Annotated in this window: 10 protein-coding genes and 1 tRNA gene; 2 read left to right on the top strand and 9 right to left on the bottom strand. The window is 70.6% G+C overall.

Translation table 11 applies throughout. The features are described from left to right. Positions 1–214: 214 nt before the first annotated feature. From ligA to Q9R47_RS05345, 6 genes are all read right to left on the bottom strand, one after another. Entirely contained in the window at positions 215–2,413 is a 2,199-nt protein-coding gene (gene ligA / locus Q9R47_RS05320; RefSeq protein WP_311232165.1) for an NAD-dependent DNA ligase LigA, read from the bottom strand. Between the two features lie 59 nt (positions 2,414–2,472). Continuing rightward, positions 2,473–3,594 carry a cell division protein FtsZ gene (locus Q9R47_RS05325; RefSeq protein WP_311232166.1) on the bottom strand — a complete coding sequence of 374 codons (1,122 nt, stop codon included), beginning with the start codon at positions 3,592–3,594 and terminating at the stop codon, positions 2,473–2,475. A gap of 66 nt (positions 3,595–3,660) precedes the next feature. Continuing rightward, complete coding sequence (gene smc / locus Q9R47_RS05330; RefSeq protein WP_311232167.1) at positions 3,661–7,194, bottom strand: chromosome segregation protein SMC; 3,534 nt, start codon at positions 7,192–7,194, stop codon at positions 3,661–3,663. 187 nt (positions 7,195–7,381) lie between these two features. Next, positions 7,382–7,714 carry a YnfA family protein gene (locus Q9R47_RS05335; RefSeq protein WP_311232168.1) on the bottom strand — a complete coding sequence of 111 codons (333 nt, stop codon included), beginning with the start codon at positions 7,712–7,714 and terminating at the stop codon, positions 7,382–7,384. Positions 7,715–7,726: 12 nt separating this feature from the next. After that, entirely contained in the window at positions 7,727–10,858 is a 3,132-nt protein-coding gene (locus Q9R47_RS05340) for an EAL domain-containing protein (RefSeq protein ID WP_311232169.1), read from the bottom strand. A 161-nt stretch (positions 10,859–11,019) separates the two neighbouring features. Then, positions 11,020–12,291 (bottom strand): SLC13 family permease, encoded by a 1,272-nt coding sequence (locus Q9R47_RS05345; RefSeq protein ID WP_311232170.1) that lies wholly within the window; start codon positions 12,289–12,291, stop codon positions 11,020–11,022. Positions 12,292–12,544: 253 nt separating this feature from the next. Here Q9R47_RS05345 and Q9R47_RS05350 point away from each other — a divergent pair, with 253 nt between their 5' ends. After that, the gene (locus Q9R47_RS05350) at positions 12,545–14,389 is read left to right on the top strand and encodes an ABC transporter ATP-binding protein (protein ID WP_311232171.1); all 1,845 of its coding nucleotides are present in this window, start codon (positions 12,545–12,547) and stop codon (positions 14,387–14,389) included. Between the two features lie 51 nt (positions 14,390–14,440). Here the strand turns inward: Q9R47_RS05350 and Q9R47_RS05355 are convergent, their stop codons facing one another. Beyond that, the gene (locus tag Q9R47_RS05355) at positions 14,441–15,004 is read right to left on the bottom strand and encodes a sugar O-acetyltransferase (protein WP_311232172.1); all 564 of its coding nucleotides are present in this window, start codon (positions 15,002–15,004) and stop codon (positions 14,441–14,443) included. Positions 15,005–15,068: 64 nt separating this feature from the next. Continuing rightward, a complete protein-coding gene (locus Q9R47_RS05360) occupies positions 15,069–15,281 on the bottom strand; it encodes a hypothetical protein (protein ID WP_311232173.1) in 213 nt (70 codons plus the stop codon). 553 nt (positions 15,282–15,834) lie between these two features. Between Q9R47_RS05360 and Q9R47_RS05365 the strand changes: the two genes are divergently transcribed. Beyond that, entirely contained in the window at positions 15,835–15,993 is a 159-nt protein-coding gene (locus Q9R47_RS05365; RefSeq protein ID WP_311232174.1) for a DUF3309 family protein, read from the top strand. Between the two features lie 94 nt (positions 15,994–16,087). Here the strand turns inward: Q9R47_RS05365 and Q9R47_RS05370 are convergent. Beyond that, a tRNA-Pro gene (locus Q9R47_RS05370) sits at positions 16,088–16,164 on the bottom strand. Positions 16,165–16,182: the final 18 nt, after the last annotated feature.

Here is a 16,182-nt window from a genome sequence, read left to right on the forward strand (position 1 = left end):
CAAACGTATTAAAGGTATTATTTATCTTCGCGTTGCACGGTAGTGCCGAACGGCGAATCATAGCCGTGATTCAGCCATTCGCAAATCGTCAAATATGCGAATCAATACCCGGTGGCATTATTGAAATACCGGCAGCGGATTTGATAGAACCGCGCTGCCGTGCAGGCGCCATACGGCCACCTCCCATCGCAGGACGCGCCGGCGCGCCGGGCCTTCAACCGCCCTGGAGCAGCTCCAGCATCCCCGCCTCGTCCAGCACCGGCACACCCAGCTCCTGCGCCTTCGTCAGCTTGCTGCCGGCCTCTGCACCGGCGACCACGTAATGCGTCTTCTTGCTGACGGAGCCGGCCACCTTGGCGCCCGCGGCCTCCAGCCGCTCCTTGGCGTCCTCGCGGCTCAAGGTGGGCAATGTGCCCGTGATGACGAAGGTGCGCCCCGCCAGCGGCAGCGTGGCGCGCTCGGCCGGCGGCCCCTCTTCCCAGTGCACGCCGCAGGCCCGCAACTGCTCGACCACCTCGCGGTTGTGCGGCTGGTCGAAGAAGGTGCGGATCGCCTCGGCCACGATCGGGCCGACGTCGTTCACTTCCAGCAACTGCTCCACGCTGGCGTCCATGATGGCGTCCAGGCTGCCGAAGTGGCGTGCCAGGTCCTTGGCCGTGGCCTCGCCCACGTGGCGCAGCCCCAGGCCGAACAGGAAGCGCGGCAATGTGGTCTGCTTGGATTTCTCCAGCGCGGCCAGCACGTTCTGCGCGGATTTGTCCGCCATGCGGTCCAGGCTGCTGAGTGCCGACAGGCCGAGCCGGTACAGGTCCGGCAGCGTGCGGATGACCTTGCCTTCCACCAGCTGGTCGACCAGTTTCTCGCCCAGGCCCTCGATGTCCATCGCGCGGCGCTGCGCGAAATGCAGGATCGCCTCCTTGCGCTGCGCCGGGCAGAACAGCCCGCCCGTGCAGCGGTGGTTGGCCTCGCCCTTCTCGCGCACCACCGCGCTGCCGCAGATGGGGCATTGGCGTGGCATGCGGAAATTCGGAACGTAGGGCGAACGCGGCGCGGCGCGGGCCGCATCCGCGCCCGGCAGCGTGCCGTCGGCGGACGATGCCGCATCGAGCAGCGCGTCCGATCCCTGCAGCGCACCCGCCACCGGCGCGATGGCGGCAGGCACCGTGCCCACCACCTCGGGAATCACGTCGCCCGCACGGCGCACGATGACCTGGTCGCCCACGCGCACGCCTTTCTTGCGGATCTCGAACAGGTTGTGCAGCGTGGCATTGGTCACGGTGACGCCGCCCACGAACACGGGGGCCAGCCGCGCCACGGGCGTGAGCTTGCCGGTGCGGCCGACCTGCACGTCGATGCCCTCCACCCGCGTCACCATCTCCTGCGCGGGGTACTTGTGCGCCACCGCCCAGCGCGGCTCGCGCGTGACGAAGCCCAGTTGCTTCTGCAGCGCCAGGCTGTTGACCTTGTAGACCACGCCGTCGATGTCGTAGGGCAACTGGTCGCGGCTTGCGCCCACCTCCTGGTGGAAAGCCACCAATTCGGCGGCCCCCTTCGCCGTCCGCACCTGGGCGGCCACCGGGAAGCCCCATGCCTTGAGCTGCTGGAGCATCGCGAAATGCGTCGCGAAGTCCGGCCCGCCGTCCGCGGCGGGCGTCACGTCCCCCAGCCCGTAGGCGAAGAAGCTCAGCGGCCGCTGGGCCGCGATGTTCGAGTCCAGCTGGCGCACGGCGCCCGCGGCCGCGTTGCGCGGGTTCACGAAGGTCTTGCCGCCGGCCTCGCGCTGGCGTTCGTTGAGCCTCTCGAAATCCGCCCGCCGCATGTAGACCTCGCCGCGCACCTCCAGCACGGGCGGCACGCCCTGCTTTCCGCCCTCGGGCAGCGTCAGCGGGATCTGGCGGATGGTCCGGATGTTGTGCGTGACGTCCTCGCCCACCTCGCCGTCGCCGCGCGTGGCGGCCTGCACCAGGCGGCCGTCTTCGTAGCGCAGGCTCATGGCCAGGCCGTCGAACTTGAGTTCGGCCACGTACTCCACCGGAGGCGCGTCGGGCGCGAGCTTGAGTTCGCGCCGCACGCGCGCATCGAAGGTTTCCGCGCCGGAAGCCTCGGTATCGGTCTCGGTGCGGATGCTCAGCATCGGCACCCGGTGCCGCACGGGTGTGAGGCCCTCCATCACGGCGCCGATCACGCGCTGGGTGGGCGAATCCGGCGTCACCAGTTCGGGGTGCGCCGCCTCCAGCGCCTGCAGCGCCTGGAAGGCCCGGTCGTACTCGGCATCGGGCACGGTGGGCTGGTCCAGCACGTAGTACTGGTGCGCCCACTGGTGCAGTTGCGCCCGCAGCGCGCGGGCGCGCTGGCCTGCATCCGCGGGATCGCCCTCGGCAGGCGCGGAGAAAAGGTCGGGATGCTCGGCCATGGGATTCGTCTTTCCAAAGGGAAGGCCCGGCGGGCCGTCGCCGGGCCGCCGGACTTTTGTCAGCTGAACAACCGCCGCGCGAGCACCGAGCCGGCGGACAGTTCGCGGCTGTCGAGCTTGTCGTAGAGCAGTTCCAGATCGGCTGCGATCGGGTCCATGGTCATGGCCGGCAGCGGCGTGCCGTTCTGGTCGCACAGCACGCCGTCCATCGCCTGCCCGAGGGATGCGGCGATCTCGCGCAGCCGCGCGAAAGGCTGCTCGCTGCGGTGCACCTGGGCCACGTCCAGGCTCAGCGTGAGTTCGCGGATGGCCGACTGCTCCGGATCGTCGGACAGCGCGGCCTGGGTGTCGTAGGAGAGCGTGAGCACCGGCGGAAGCCCCAGCCCCGAGGCCGGCAGCACCAAGCGCCCCGGCATGGCGCCGGCGACGAAACCCAGCCGCGCGGCGTTCTGCTGCAGGTAGCCGGGGCTCCAGGCCGCGTGGCGCGCGCGCAGGCAGAACGCCAGCTGGGCGTCGTGGTCGCTGGCGAACTGGTCCAGTTCGCGGGCGCGGGCGACCTCGTGCAGCATGTCGGGGAAGTCCGGCGTGGCATTGACCGCGTCGGCGAAGCCCTGGGCCTTGAGCACGAACTCGGAGAACTCGATCTCGTTGAGCGCGCCCACGCGGTTGGCGAGCTGCACGCCGGCCTGGAACTGGGTGTAGCGCTGTCCGGCCACCGGCATCTCCCACTGCTGCGACGCTTCGTTGAAGCCTTCGATCGCGAAGGGCTTGCTGCCGGCGCGGCGGGTGGGCGGCAGCGCCGCCAGCGCCGCATCGCCGGACACCACGTGGTCGGAGCCGATCGGCGCGATCGCGTCGATCAGCGGGTCCAGACCGCCCCGGCGCTCCGCGGGCGGCAGCGGCATCTGCAGCGAATCCTGCCAGTCCACCGCGTGGCCGCCATGGTGCGCATCGGTGCCCGCCGGCGGCATGGGCATGCCTTCGGTCTGGCCGCCGACCGCGCCGGGGGGCAGATCGAAACCGGGCTCCTGTCGCACGAGGTTGTCGGCGCCGCCTTCCCCCGCTTCGGGCGGGCTGGCCCGCCGGGGCGCGTTGCGGTGCGCGGTCCACGCGTTGTAGGCGATGACGACGGCCAGGACCACGCCACCGGCGATGATGAGTCCGAGTTGGAAATTGCTCATGGTGAGAGTGAAACGGTATACGGCGATGGCCTGTTGCGCTGCATCATGCGGACCTTCTGTAGGACGTCATGCCTCCGCCATCGACAGCGCGGACTCCATGTCCACGGCGACGATGCGCGAGACGCCCTGCTCCTGCATGGTCACGCCGATGAGCTGCTCCGCCATCTCCATCGCGATCTTGTTGTGGCTGATGAAGAGGAACTGCGTTCCCCGGCTCATGCTGGCGACGAGTTTGGCATACCGCTCGGTATTCGCATCGTCCAGCGGGGCATCCACCTCGTCCAGCAGGCAGAACGGCGCCGGGTTCAGCTGGAAGATCGCGAACACCAGCGCGATGGCGGTGAGCGCCTTCTCCCCGCCCGAGAGCAGGTGGATGGTCTGGTTCTTCTTGCCGGGGGGCTGCGCCATCACCTGCACGCCGGAGTCAAGGATCTCGTCGCCGGTGATGATGAGGCGCGCCTGCCCGCCCCCGAACAGTTCCGGGAACATGCGCCCGAAATGGCCGTTCACGGTATCGAAGGTGCCGGACAGCAGCGTGCGCGTCTCGGCGTCGATCTTGCGGATCGCATCCTCCAGCGTGGTCATCGCGAGCGTCAGGTCTTCCATTTGCGCATCGAGGAAGGTCTTGCGCTCGCGCGCGAGTTGCAGCTCTTCCAGCGCGGCGAGGTTGACCGCGCCGAGGGCCGCGATCTCCCGGTGCAGCCGGTCGATCTCGGCCTGCAGCCCCGCGGCGCGCACGCCCCCCTGCTCAATGGAGCGGGCCACGGCCTCCAGGTCGGCCTGCGCGTCGGCCAGCAGGCTGGTGTACTGCTCCAGGCCCAGGCGGGCGGCCTGCTCCTTGAGCTGGAAATCGGTGATGCGCTGGCGCAGCGGATCGAGCGCGCGCTCCAGTTGCTGGCGGCGTTCGTCGCTCGCGCGCAGCCGGGCCGTCAGGTCGTCGTACTCGCTGCGCTGCGCGGCCAGCGCCTTCTCGCGGTCCATTTTCAAGTCGAGCGCCTGCTGCAGCCCGCCCTGCGCGGCCGCGGCGGAGAGGCGGCCCATTTCGTCCTGCGCGCGCTGGCGCTCGTCCTCCAGCGACGTGACCTGCACGCGCGCGGTATCGATGGTGCGCGCCAGCTCGGCCCGCCGCGCCTCCAGGCTGCGGCGGGAGAACGTGGCTTCCTGCGCCTGCCGCTCCAGGCTGCGCTGCTGCTCGCGGCATTCGGCCAGGCGCCGCTCGGCCTCGATCACGCGGTCGCCCAGCTGGGCGTGGCGCTCCTGGCTGTCGGCGAGCTGCATGTCGAGCTCTTCGAAGCGGGCTTCGGCGGTCGCCGCGCGCTCCTGCAGATCGTCCAGTTGCGCCTCCACCTCGGCGAGGTCGGCACCGATCTGCTCGCTGCGCGCGCGTGCCTGTTCCGCGAGCTGGGTGAGGCGCAGGTTCTCCACCTGCAGTTCGTGGCGGCGGCCCTGGCCCTCGCTCGCCTCGCGCCGGGCGGCGACCAGGCGCTGCGACGCATCCGCGTAGGCGGCCTCGGCGCGCACCAGGGCCGTGCGCGATTCCTCGTGGATGAGGGCCTGCGCCCGCAATTCCTTTTCCAGGTGCTCGATCTCCTGCGCGCGGGCGAGCAGACCGGCCTGCTCCGAGTCCGGTGCATAGAAGGTCACGCCATGGGCCGCCACCGCATGCCCGCCGGGCACGTAGATCGCCTCGCCGGGTCGCAGCTGCGACCGGCGGTCCAGCGCCTCGTCGAGCGTGGCGGCCGTGTGGCAGCCCTGCAGCCAGTCCTCCAATACCGCCCTGAGGCCCGCGTCGGGCACGCGCAGCAGGTCCGCCAGCCGCGCGGGCGTGCCGGAGGAGGACGCGGCCGCAGAAGCGCCGACCCCCGCCGTGCTGTAGAAGGCGAGCCGCGCCGGCGGCGCATCCTGCGCCCCGGAACCGAGGAAACCCCGCACCGTGTCGAGGCGGCCGACTTCCAGCGCGCCCAGGCGTTCGCGCAGCGCCGCCTCCAGCGCGTTCTCCCAGCCGGGCTCGATGTGCAGGCGGCTCCAGAGGCCCTGCAACCCGTCGAGCCCATGGCGCGCGAGCCAGGGCTTGAGCTTGCCGTCCGTCCGCACTTTTTCCTGCAGGGCCTTGAGCGCCTCCAGGCGGGCGGAGAGATCGGCCTGCCGCGCGCCTTCCGCATTCGCCGCCTGCTGCCGCTGGCGCCGGTCCTCGTCGAGCTGGGGCACGCTGTCCTGCAGTTCCGCGAGGCGCGCTTCCGCCATCTCGGCGGTTTCTTCGGCGGCCTCCAGTTGTTCGCGCAGGTTGGCGAGGCGCGCCTCGTCCGGGGCCGCCAGCGCATTGCGGTCGGCGCGCAGGCGTTCGTGGCGCGACTCCGCCTGCCTGCGCTGCTCCTGCAGGCTGCGCTGTTCGGCCGCCAGCACCTGGATCTGCTGCTGCACCTGCACCACGGACGCGCGCTGCGCCTCGGAGCGCTGCTGCGCCTGGCGCAGCGCCTCCTCCAGGTCGGGCATCTGCATCGCCTGCTCCTCGACCTGGGCGGCCAGCATCTCCGCGCGCTCGTCCGCATCCACGCCGGCACCGGCGAGGTTCTCCATCTCGGCCCCGGCATCGTCCTTGCGCGCGGTCCACTGCGCGATCTGCTCGGCCAGCTGCGCCAGGCGCTGCTCCACGCGCTGGCGGCCTTCGACGACGTAGCGGATCTCGGCCTCCAGCTTGCCGACCTCGGCCGTGGCTTCGTAGAGTCGGCCCTGCGCCTGGTTGACCTGGTCGCCGGCCGTGTAGTGGGCCTGGCGGATGGTTTCCAGGTCGGCCTCTACGTGGCGCAGGTCGGCCATGCGCGATTCGAGATCGTTCACGGCCTGCAGGCCTTCCGTGCGCACCCGGTTCTGCTCGGCCTCGGCATCGGCGCGCTTCAGGAACCAGAGCTGCTGCTGGCGCAGCGTGACGTCGGCCTGCAGCGCGTTGTAGCGCGCCGCCACCTCGGCCTGCTTTTCCAGGCGCTCGAGGTTGGCGTTCAGCTCGCGCAGGATGTCTTCCACGCGGGTGAGATTCTCGCGCGTGTCCGCCAGCCGGTTCTCGGTCTCGCGGCGGCGCTCTTTATATTTGGACACCCCGGCCGCCTCTTCCAGGAAGAGCCGCAGCTCTTCCGGGCGCGATTCGATGATGCGGCTGATCGTGCCCTGCCCGATGATCGCGTAGGCGCGCGGGCCCAGGCCCGTGCCCAGGAACACGTCCTGCACGTCGCGGCGGCGCACGGGTTGGTTGTTGATGAAATAGCTGCTGTTGCCCTCGCGCGTGAGCACGCGCTTGACGGCGATCTCAGCGTACTGGTTCCACTGGCCGCCGGCCCGGTGGTCGGCGTTGTCGAACACCAGCTCGACGCTGGAGCGGCTGGCCGGCTTGCGGTGCGTGGTGCCGTTGAAGATCACGTCCTGCATCGACTCGCCGCGCAGCTCGCTCGCCTTGGATTCCCCCAGCACCCAGCGCACCGCATCCATGATGTTGGACTTGCCGCAGCCGTTCGGCCCCACCACGCCCACGAGCTGCCCCGGCAGCACGAAATGCGTGGGCTCGGCGAACGACTTGAAGCCGGCGAGTTTGATGGAGTTGAGGCGCACGGGTGGGAGCGGCAGGCGTGGAGCGGCGGGGCGGGAAGCGGCGAAGCGTTGCCCGGGCCGGCCGGATGGCGGAGCGTCCCGGGCTTCGCGGGCAGCGCTGGATGATACCGTGGCGCACGGCCGCTGCAGGAGCAGCGGCGCATCCCGGCGGCCGGGCGGCCTCCGTCCGTGACGGAGACGGCAGGCGTCAGCCGCCGCGCGGCGCGAACGCGATGATGGCCATGCCCGCCAGGGTCACCGCGCCACCGGCGACGTCCCAGGCATCGGGCCGGATGCCGTCCACCGCCCAGAGCCAGCCGAGCGCGACGACGACGTACACCCCGCCATACGCCGCGTACACCCGGCCGGCGGCCGCCGGATGCAGCGTCAGCAGCCAGGCGAACAGGGCCAGGCAGGCGGCGCCCGGCAACAGCAGCCAGGCACTGCGGTCCTGCCGCAGCCACAGCCAGGGCAGGTAGCAGCCGGCGATCTCCGCCAATGCCGTCAGCACGTACAGCGCGACCGTCTTCAGCTCGGGCATGGAAGGCCTGGCTCAGCCGGCGTCCGGGGCGTGGGCCGGCGCGGCAGCGGAAGGAAAGGAAACGACCAGCCGCTCGAAGGCCTCCACGTCCACCGGGCGGCTCAGCAGATAGCCCTGCCAGGCATGGCACCGGTTGCGCTCCAGGAACGCGCGCTGGGCTTCGGTCTCCACCCCCTCGGCGATCACGCGCAGCCCCAGGCTGGTGCCCAGCGCCACGATCGTCCGGGCGATGGAGGCATCGTTCGGGTCCGTCAGCACGTCGCGCACGAAGCTCTGGTCGATCTTGAGCTCGTCCAGCGGCAGCCGCTTGAGGTAGGCCAGCGACGAATAGCCGGTGCCGAAATCGTCGAGCGAGAAACACACGCCGTAGGCCCGCAGCTGCTGCATCTTGTCGATCGTGTCCTCCAGGTCCTGCAGCAGCAGGCTTTCGGTCATCTCGAGCTGCAGCCGGCGCCCCTCCGCGCCCGATCCGGCGATCGCCGCCAGCACCTGCCCCACGAAGCCGCCCTGGCGGAACTGCCGCGCGCTGACGTTCACCGACAGCTTCAATTGCGCCAGCACCGGATCGCGCGCCCAGCGGGCCAGCCGCTCGCAGGCGGCGCGCAGCACCCATTCCCCGATGGGCAGGATCAGGCCGGTCTCCTCCGCCAGGGGGATGAACTCCGCCGGCGAGACGAACCCGCGGACCGGGTGCCGCCAGCGCAGCAGCGCCTCGGCCCCCACGATGCGGCCGTGGTCGACCTGCGGCTGGTAGAAGAGTTCGAACTCGCCCTGGCCCAGCCCGTCGCGCAGGTCCGACTCCAGCGCGGCCCGCGCCGCCACCGAGGCCTGCATCTGCGGATCATAGAAACGCAGCGCGTTGCGGCCACCGGCCTTGGCCTGGTACATGGCCAGGTCCGCGCGCTGCAGCAACTCGTCCACGGTTTCGCGGGCACCCTGGAAAATCGTCACGCCCATGCTGAGCGTCGTGTGCCGCGGTTCGCCCTCCAGCAGGAAGGGGTGCCGCATCGCCGCGAGGATCTTCTGGCCCATCTCCTCGGCACGCGCGGCCGCGCCCTCCAGGCTCTGCCCCAGGTCTTCCAGCACCACCACGAATTCGTCGCCGCCGTGCCGCGCCACGGTGTCCTCTCCCTGCACGCAGCCGCAGAGCCGCTGCGCCACCTGGCGCAGCAGCATGTCGCCGCGCTCGTGCCCCTGGGTCTCGTTGAGCGTCTTGAAGTTGTCCAGGTCCAGCATCAGCACCGCGCCGCAGCGGCTCCGCCGCACGCTTTCGGCCAGCGCCTTCTGCAGCCGGTCCACGAGCAGCCGGCGGTTGGGCAACTGGGTGAGCGGATCGTAGTAGGCGAGGTAGTGGATCTCCTGCTCCGCGGCCTTGTGCTGGCTCAGGTCCACCAGGGTGACCAGGCAGGTTCCGTCGATCAGCACGCCGGCCATGTCCACCGGCCGCCCCGAGCCGTCCCCGCAGGTGAAGAGGTATTCGCGCGGCGGTATCGTGCCGTCGCCGGCCTGCGCGGCCTCGCAGGCCGCCTTCCACTGCGCCACCGCGTGCACGCGTTGCGCGGGCTCGGGCAGCACCAGTTCCCACCATGCCTGCATCGTGCCGGCCGCGTCCTCTCCGTGGCCGCAGATCTGCGCGAAGCGCTCGTTGCGGAACCCCAGCGCTCCATCGGCCGTGACGAGGCACACCCCCACCGGCAGGCGGTACAGGAGCTGGCGCAGGCGCGCCTCGCTGCCCCGCTGCGCCTCCTCCATGCGCTTGCGGTCGCTGATGTCCTGCACCACCGCGAGGTGCTGTCCCGGCGGCACGCCCTGCCCGTGCATGGGAGCGGTGCGCAGCTCCACCCAGACCATGTGCCCGTCCTTGTGCCGGTAGCGCTTCTCGTAGTGCTGCTCGCCACTGTTCCCCGCCGCGATGCGCTCGATCACCGCTTCGCTCTCCGCCAGGTCGTCCGGGTGCGTCACGTCCCGCACCGTGAGGGCCGACAGCTCATGGGGCGAGTAGCCCAGGATGTCGCAGAAGCGCTCGTTCGCCCGGACGAAACGCCGGCTGGCGGTGTCCACCTGCGCCACCCCCATGGAGGCCTGGTCGAACAGCGCCCGGAAGGGATCGCCATCGCGGGGGCGCCGCCACAGGCGCCGCCCGAGCACGACCAGCAGCGTGCCCAGCCAGAGCGCCAGCGCTGCCGCCACGGCGGCGGCCCAGGGCAGCGCGCGTTCGGCCGGTGAAAGAAAGGGCGCGTCGGCCAGGAACGTGACCTTCCACCGCCGGTCGTAGACCTGCAATTCGCGCTCATCGCGCAGATCCGAGGGCTCCGCGGCGGGGCCCGGGGCCAGGAGCGACCGGCTGCCTGCGGGCGGCACGCCGCGCACGGAGCCGACGTCCAGCACGCCCATCACCACTCCCTTGAGCCGGCCTTCGTCGCGCAGGGACCGCACGAGATCGTGGAAGCGGATGGTCGCCGCCACCGATCCGATGTAGCGGCGGCCTGCCTGGTCCGCATCCAGGAACACGGGCAGCCGCAGGTTGAAACCTTCGCGGTGCTCCGCCACCTGGAACAGATCGAACGGCGCCGACGCGATGGCGCTGCCGCTGTCGCGGCTGTAGCGCACCGACTCCATGGTGGACGGCATAGCGCCCACGTCCAGGCCGAGCACGTCCTCGTTGCCCGAGCGGGGCCAGACATAGTCGGCCACGAAATACTCGGGCCTGCTGCCGTCCGGGCGTATCACGAACCCGGGCAGTCCCTCGGGCCCGAGCGAGGGGTCCGTGCGGATGCCCTCTTCGAAGGCCGTCCGGTCGGCGTGGACGACGTACCGCGTGAAGGAGATGTTGAAGATCCCGGTGTAGGGGGCGCCCAGCCGCAGCTCGCGCAGCGCGTTGTCGTAATCCGCCCGGCGCAACTGCGGATTGGCGAGGAACATGGCGCGCACGCCGGTGAGCAGGCCCAGGTAGGTGTCGACGCGCGTCTCCAGCGCCCGGCTCGCCTCGGTGGCCCGGAGCGCGAAACGCTCCTGCGCGATGCCGTCCACCGACGCCTTCTGCCAGTGCCAGACGACCGCGCCCACGACCAGGCCGCAGGCTGCGGCAGCCAACAGCGGCCGGCGGGGCCGTGAAGGCATGCGCTGGTCGGAAAAGACGGACATGGACGGGAAATGGGCGAAGCGCGGCCACGGATCGTGGTCGGCGCGACATGGGCGGGCGGATGGCCGAGGATAGCTTCAACCGGCACCCATTTTCACCAGCTGCGCCGTATTGCATTTTTTTGTCACGATCGCCCGCACCGACTCCATAGCCTTTACATTGCTTAACCCTGCAGCGCCCCCATTCCCATCGATACGAACAGTGCCGCGGCCAGGGCGGGGGGCATCACCCAGGCGCCGACGCGCAGGAACTGCCCCGCGCCCACTTCGATGCCTTCGCGCCGCAGCGCCGCCAGCCACAGCAGTGTCGCCAGCGATCCCGTGATGGAGAGATTCGGCCCGAGGTCGATGCCGATCAGCGCCGCGGCGCGCACGGGCTCCGCCACCTGCGCGGACTGCAGTGCCGCCCCCGCGAGCAGGCCTGCGGGCAGGTTGTTGACCAGGTTGGTGGCCACGCCCAGCAAAGCGCCCACGGCCGGGCCCGCCGCCAGCGGCGCGGCGGCAGCCCCCTGCGCCAGCAAATGCGCCAGGCGGCCCACCACGCCCGTCACCTCCAGCGCCTGCACGAACACGAACAGCCCCGCCACCAGCGGCAACACGCCCCAGGAGACCGACCGCAGCACCGGCACGACGGCATGGCCGCAGCCGATGCGCAGCAGGGCCAGTGTGAGCAGCGCGGCCCCCAGCGTCGGCGCGCCCAGCGGAATGCGCCACCATGCACAGCCCATCAGCACCAGCGCCGACACCCCGAGCCCCGCGGCGGCCAGGCGGCCGCCCGTGCCCAGGGGATGCGACGGCACCTCCGCGGCGACGGGCCGGTCGATCTCGGGACGGAAGCGCCACCGCAGCACCAGATACGTCATCCCGATGGCCGCCACGGACGGCAGCCCGAACATCGCGATCCAGTGCGGCAGCGACGGCATCTGGCCGCCCCCCCACAGCACCAGGTTGGCCGGATTGGAGATCGGCAGCACGAAGCTCGCGGCGTTCGCCACGAACGCGCAAATGAACAGATAGGGCAGCGGAGCGGCCCCGACCGCGCGTGCCACGGCGATCATGGCCGGCGTGAGCACCACCGCCGTCGCATCGTTCGAGAGCAGGGCCGTCACCAGCACACCCACGCCGAACACCCAGGCGAACAGCCGCTCGCCGGAGCCCTGCGCGCGGCGTGCCGCACCGGCCGCGAGCCAGTCGAACACGCCTTCGCGGCGCGCCATTTCCGACAGCAGCATCATTCCCGCCAGGAAGAGATAGACGTCGTGCCCGCGCAGCACGCCCGTCCAGGCGTCCCGCCAGGGCAGCAGGCCGGCAATGACGAGCACCAGCGCGCCGCCGACGGCCCACGCGGCCTCCGGGATGCGCGCGGGCCGCAGGATGACGGCGGCGGTGGCCAGGGCGATCACGCCCCAGGTCCAGCCGGGATGGGCCAGGTTCATGGAATGCACTTTCCTTTCTTGCGTACGGGGCGTTCCGGCAGGTGCCCGCGCTGCGCTGTCATTGTTCGGCGTGCGCAGGAAGAGCCTCCCGCCGCAGGACGCGGATTCTAGGCAACCCGACCGTGGCGCGGAGCGCCGGAGCGGGCGTGCCGCGAAATCGGGGTTCCCGCCTACAGCGGCGCGGATTGGCCCCTGCCGCACGCGTGCCGCCGACCTTGCCTACCATTGCGGCTCACCAGGAGCGAGACCACCCGTGTTCCAGTACTTCGAAAACCGCATTCCCCCCTACCCCGCGGAGGAGCCCACCCTGCCGCCCAAAGGCTTCATGGCTTTCGTGTGGGCCGGCACGCGCGGCCTGCGCACCCATGTGCTCGCCATGACCGGCCTGTCGGCCGCGATCGCCATCTACGAAGCCTTCCTGTTCTCCGTCCTGGGGCACGTGGTGGACTGGCTCTCCGCCACCCCGCCCGGCAACGTCTGGACCGAGCACCGCACGGCGCTCTGGACCATCGCCGGGCTGATGCTCGCCAGCATCGTCCTGGTGGCACTGCAGACGAGCGTCAAGCACCAGGCCCTGGCGATCAATTTCCCGCTGCGGCTGCGCTGGAACTTCCACCGGCTGATGCTCGGCCAGAGCATGTCCTTCTACGCGGACGAGTTCGCGGGCCGCATCACCACCAAGATCATGCAGACGGCGCTCGCCGTGCGCGACATGATCTTCACGACGACCGACGTGGTGATCGGCATGGGCGTCTACCTCATCACCATCCTGGCGCTCGCCGCCGGATTCGACGCCCGGCTGCTCGTGCCATTCGCGCTCTGGGTGCTCTGCTATGCCATCGCATGCTGGTACTTCGTGCCGCGGCTCGGCAGGATCGGCAAGGCGCAGGCGGACGCCCGTTCGGTGATGACCGGCCGCATCACCGATGCCTACACCAACATCGCCACCGTCAAGCTGTTCTCGCACACGCGGCGCGAGGCCGAATTCGCCCGCGCGGCGATGGATGCGTTCAAGAAGACCGGGTATGCGCAGATGCGCCTCGTCAGCGCCTTCGAGATCGTCAACCACATCCTCGTGGTGGCGATGATCCTCGGCGCCTGCGGCATGGCGCTGTGGCTCTGGTCGCGGGGCGAGGTCGGCGCGGGCGCGGTGGCGGCCGTCACCGCGATGGCGCTGCGCGTGTCCGGCCACGCCCACTGGGTGATGTGGGAGGTCACCACGCTGTTCGAGAGCGTGGGCACCATCCAGGACGGCATCAACACGCTCACCCGCCCCCGCACGGTGGTGGATGCGCCGAACGCCAAACCGCTCGCCGTGACGCGCGGCGAAGTGACGTTCGACGGCGTGACCTTCGGCTACCAGCCCGGCCGGCCGGTGATCGACAACCTGCACCTCACCATCCGCCCGGGCGAACGCATCGGCCTCATCGGGCGCTCCGGCGCGGGCAAGTCCACCCTGGTGAACCTGCTGCTGCGCTTCCACGACGTGCAGTCCGGCCGGGTGCTGATCGACGGCCAGGACATCGCGCTCGCCACGCAGGACAGCCTGCGCCAGGCGATCGGCATGGTGACGCAGGACACCTCGCTGCTGCACCGCTCGATGCGGGACAACATCCTGTACGGCCGCCCCGACGCCACGGATGCCGAAATGGAAACGGCCGCCGAGCGCGCCGAGGCCTCCGACTTCATCGCGCACCTCACCGACCTGCAGGGCCGCAGCGGCTACGAAGCTCAGGTGGGCGAGCGCGGCGTCAAGCTGTCGGGCGGCCAGCGCCAGCGCGTGGCGATCGCCCGCGTGATGCTCAAGGATGCGCCGATCCTGCTGCTCGACGAAGCCACCAGCGCGCTCGACTCCGAAGTGGAAGCGGCCATCCAGCAGAGCCTGGACACGCTCATGCGCGGCAAGACCGTGATCGCCATCGCCCACCGGCTGTCCACCATCGCCGCGCTCGACCGGCTCATCGTGCTCGACGCGGGCCGCATCGTGGAACAGGGGTCGCATGCCGAACTGCTCGCGCACGGGGGCGTCTATGCCCGGCTGTGGGCGCACCAGAGCGGCGGGTTCCTCGGCGCGCCGGAAGAAGCACCCGCCGGCTGACGGCGGCCGACCGCCCGACCGGGCAGCGGCATCCCGCGCGCAGGCGGTCAGTCAGCGCGCGGGAAGCACGCGCGCAGGGTTGCCGACGACCGTGGCCCCCGCCGGCACGTCGCGCGTGACCACGCTGCCCGCACCGATCAGGGCACCATCGCCCACCGCCACCCCGGGCAACAGGATCGCACCGCCCCCGATCCACACGTCCCGCCCGATGCGCACGGGCCGCCCGAACTCCGCGCCCGTCGCACGGGTGGCCGCATCACGCGGATGGTCCGCGGCCAGGATCTGCACGCCCGGGCCGATCTGCGTGCCGTCGCCGATGTGCACTTCCACCACGTCCAGGATGACGCAGTTGAAGTTCATGAACACGTCCCTGCCCAGGTGGATGTTGTAGCCGTAGTCGCAATGGAACGGCGGCCGCACCACGGCGCCCTCCCCCACCGTGCCCAGCCCTTCGGCCAGCAGGCGGTGGCGGGCGGCCCTGTCGAGCCCGACGCGCGCCGCGGTGTCGTTGTAGCGCGCCATCCACCGCTGCGCTGCGGCCTGGTCCGCCTGCAGCTCCGGGTCGCCGGCGTGGTAGAGCCCGCCGGCCAGCATCTTCTGTTTCTCTGTAGGCATGGCGCCATTGTGGGCGCGGTCTCCCTGCCGCGCATGTCAGCGCAGCGCGCGGTTTCCGGCCGCGTCAGTTGATGAGGTCCGCGGTCGCCTTGGCGAGGTTCTTGATCGCCTTGGCCAGCGCCTTGGCGTTCTCGGTCTGGAACTCGTTGTGCGCCATCTGCATCTGGGCGGCCACCGAGGCCTGCGTCAAGGCATTCTGGTTCGCCATCTGCTGCTGCTGTGCCGCGATGGCGTGCTGCGTGGCCGCGTCGGGTACATGGCCCGTTGCAACAGGCACCGGGCCGCCGTTACCCCCATGCCCGGGCGAAGGTGCCGGCCCATGGGAATGCGGCAGTGCCGACCGCTGCGCCCCCGGAGCCGACGGCCCGCCCCCCGGCGCCCGCCCGCGCGGCGGCAGCGACGCGGCACCCGGTGCCTCCGTCCGCTGGCGCGTGGCCAGCCCCTGCGGCCCGCCCGTTTCCTTCTGCGAACCGGCGGGAGGCGACTCGGGTTGCTGCACGGATCCGCCACGCGCCGTCGGCAACGGCAACGGCAATGGCGCCGATCGCGTTCCTGCGAGGGAGGAAAAGCGGTGGACGGGAGAGGTCATGGCAGTGTCAGAAGAAGTGCTGGGGCATGGCGCCAGTGTGCGCACGCCGGGTTCCCGGCCGGGCGTCGGTGCGAAGCCTCCGGTGACGCAGCGAACCTGCGAAGCACACCCGTGCGCCGGCCTGCGGGCCATTGGCCGCGTCGCCTTCTTCCTACGCCTTCCAGCGCTTCCGGCCTGCCGCGCGGTCTGAGGCGCCCTTCAACAATCCGTCCATCTCTTCCAACTCCAAAAGGGCACCACCATGTCGATCTCTCTCATCCTCCTCATCGTCCTGATCCTGATACTGATCGGTGTGCTGCCGACCTGGGGCCACAGCCGCTCGTGGGGTTACGGCCCGAGCGGCGGCGTGGGCCTGGTGGTGGTGATCCTGCTGATCCTGCTGCTGATGGGACGCATCTGATCTTGGGCCGGGCCGGCCCTGGCGACAGGGCCGGCCCGGCCGGACCCGGACGAAAAAAAACCCAGCTTCTTTCGAAGCTGGGTTTTTCACATAATGGTCGGCGTGGCGGGATTCGAACTCGCGACCCCTTGCACCCCATGCAAGTGCGCTACCAGGCTGCGCTACACGCCGACAAGACTTAGATTATAG

Origin of the sequence: Acidovorax sp. PRC11, from assembly GCF_031844105.1 — a bacterium.
In the GTDB taxonomy this organism is placed as follows: Bacteria; Pseudomonadota; Gammaproteobacteria; order Burkholderiales; family Burkholderiaceae_C; genus Paracidovorax.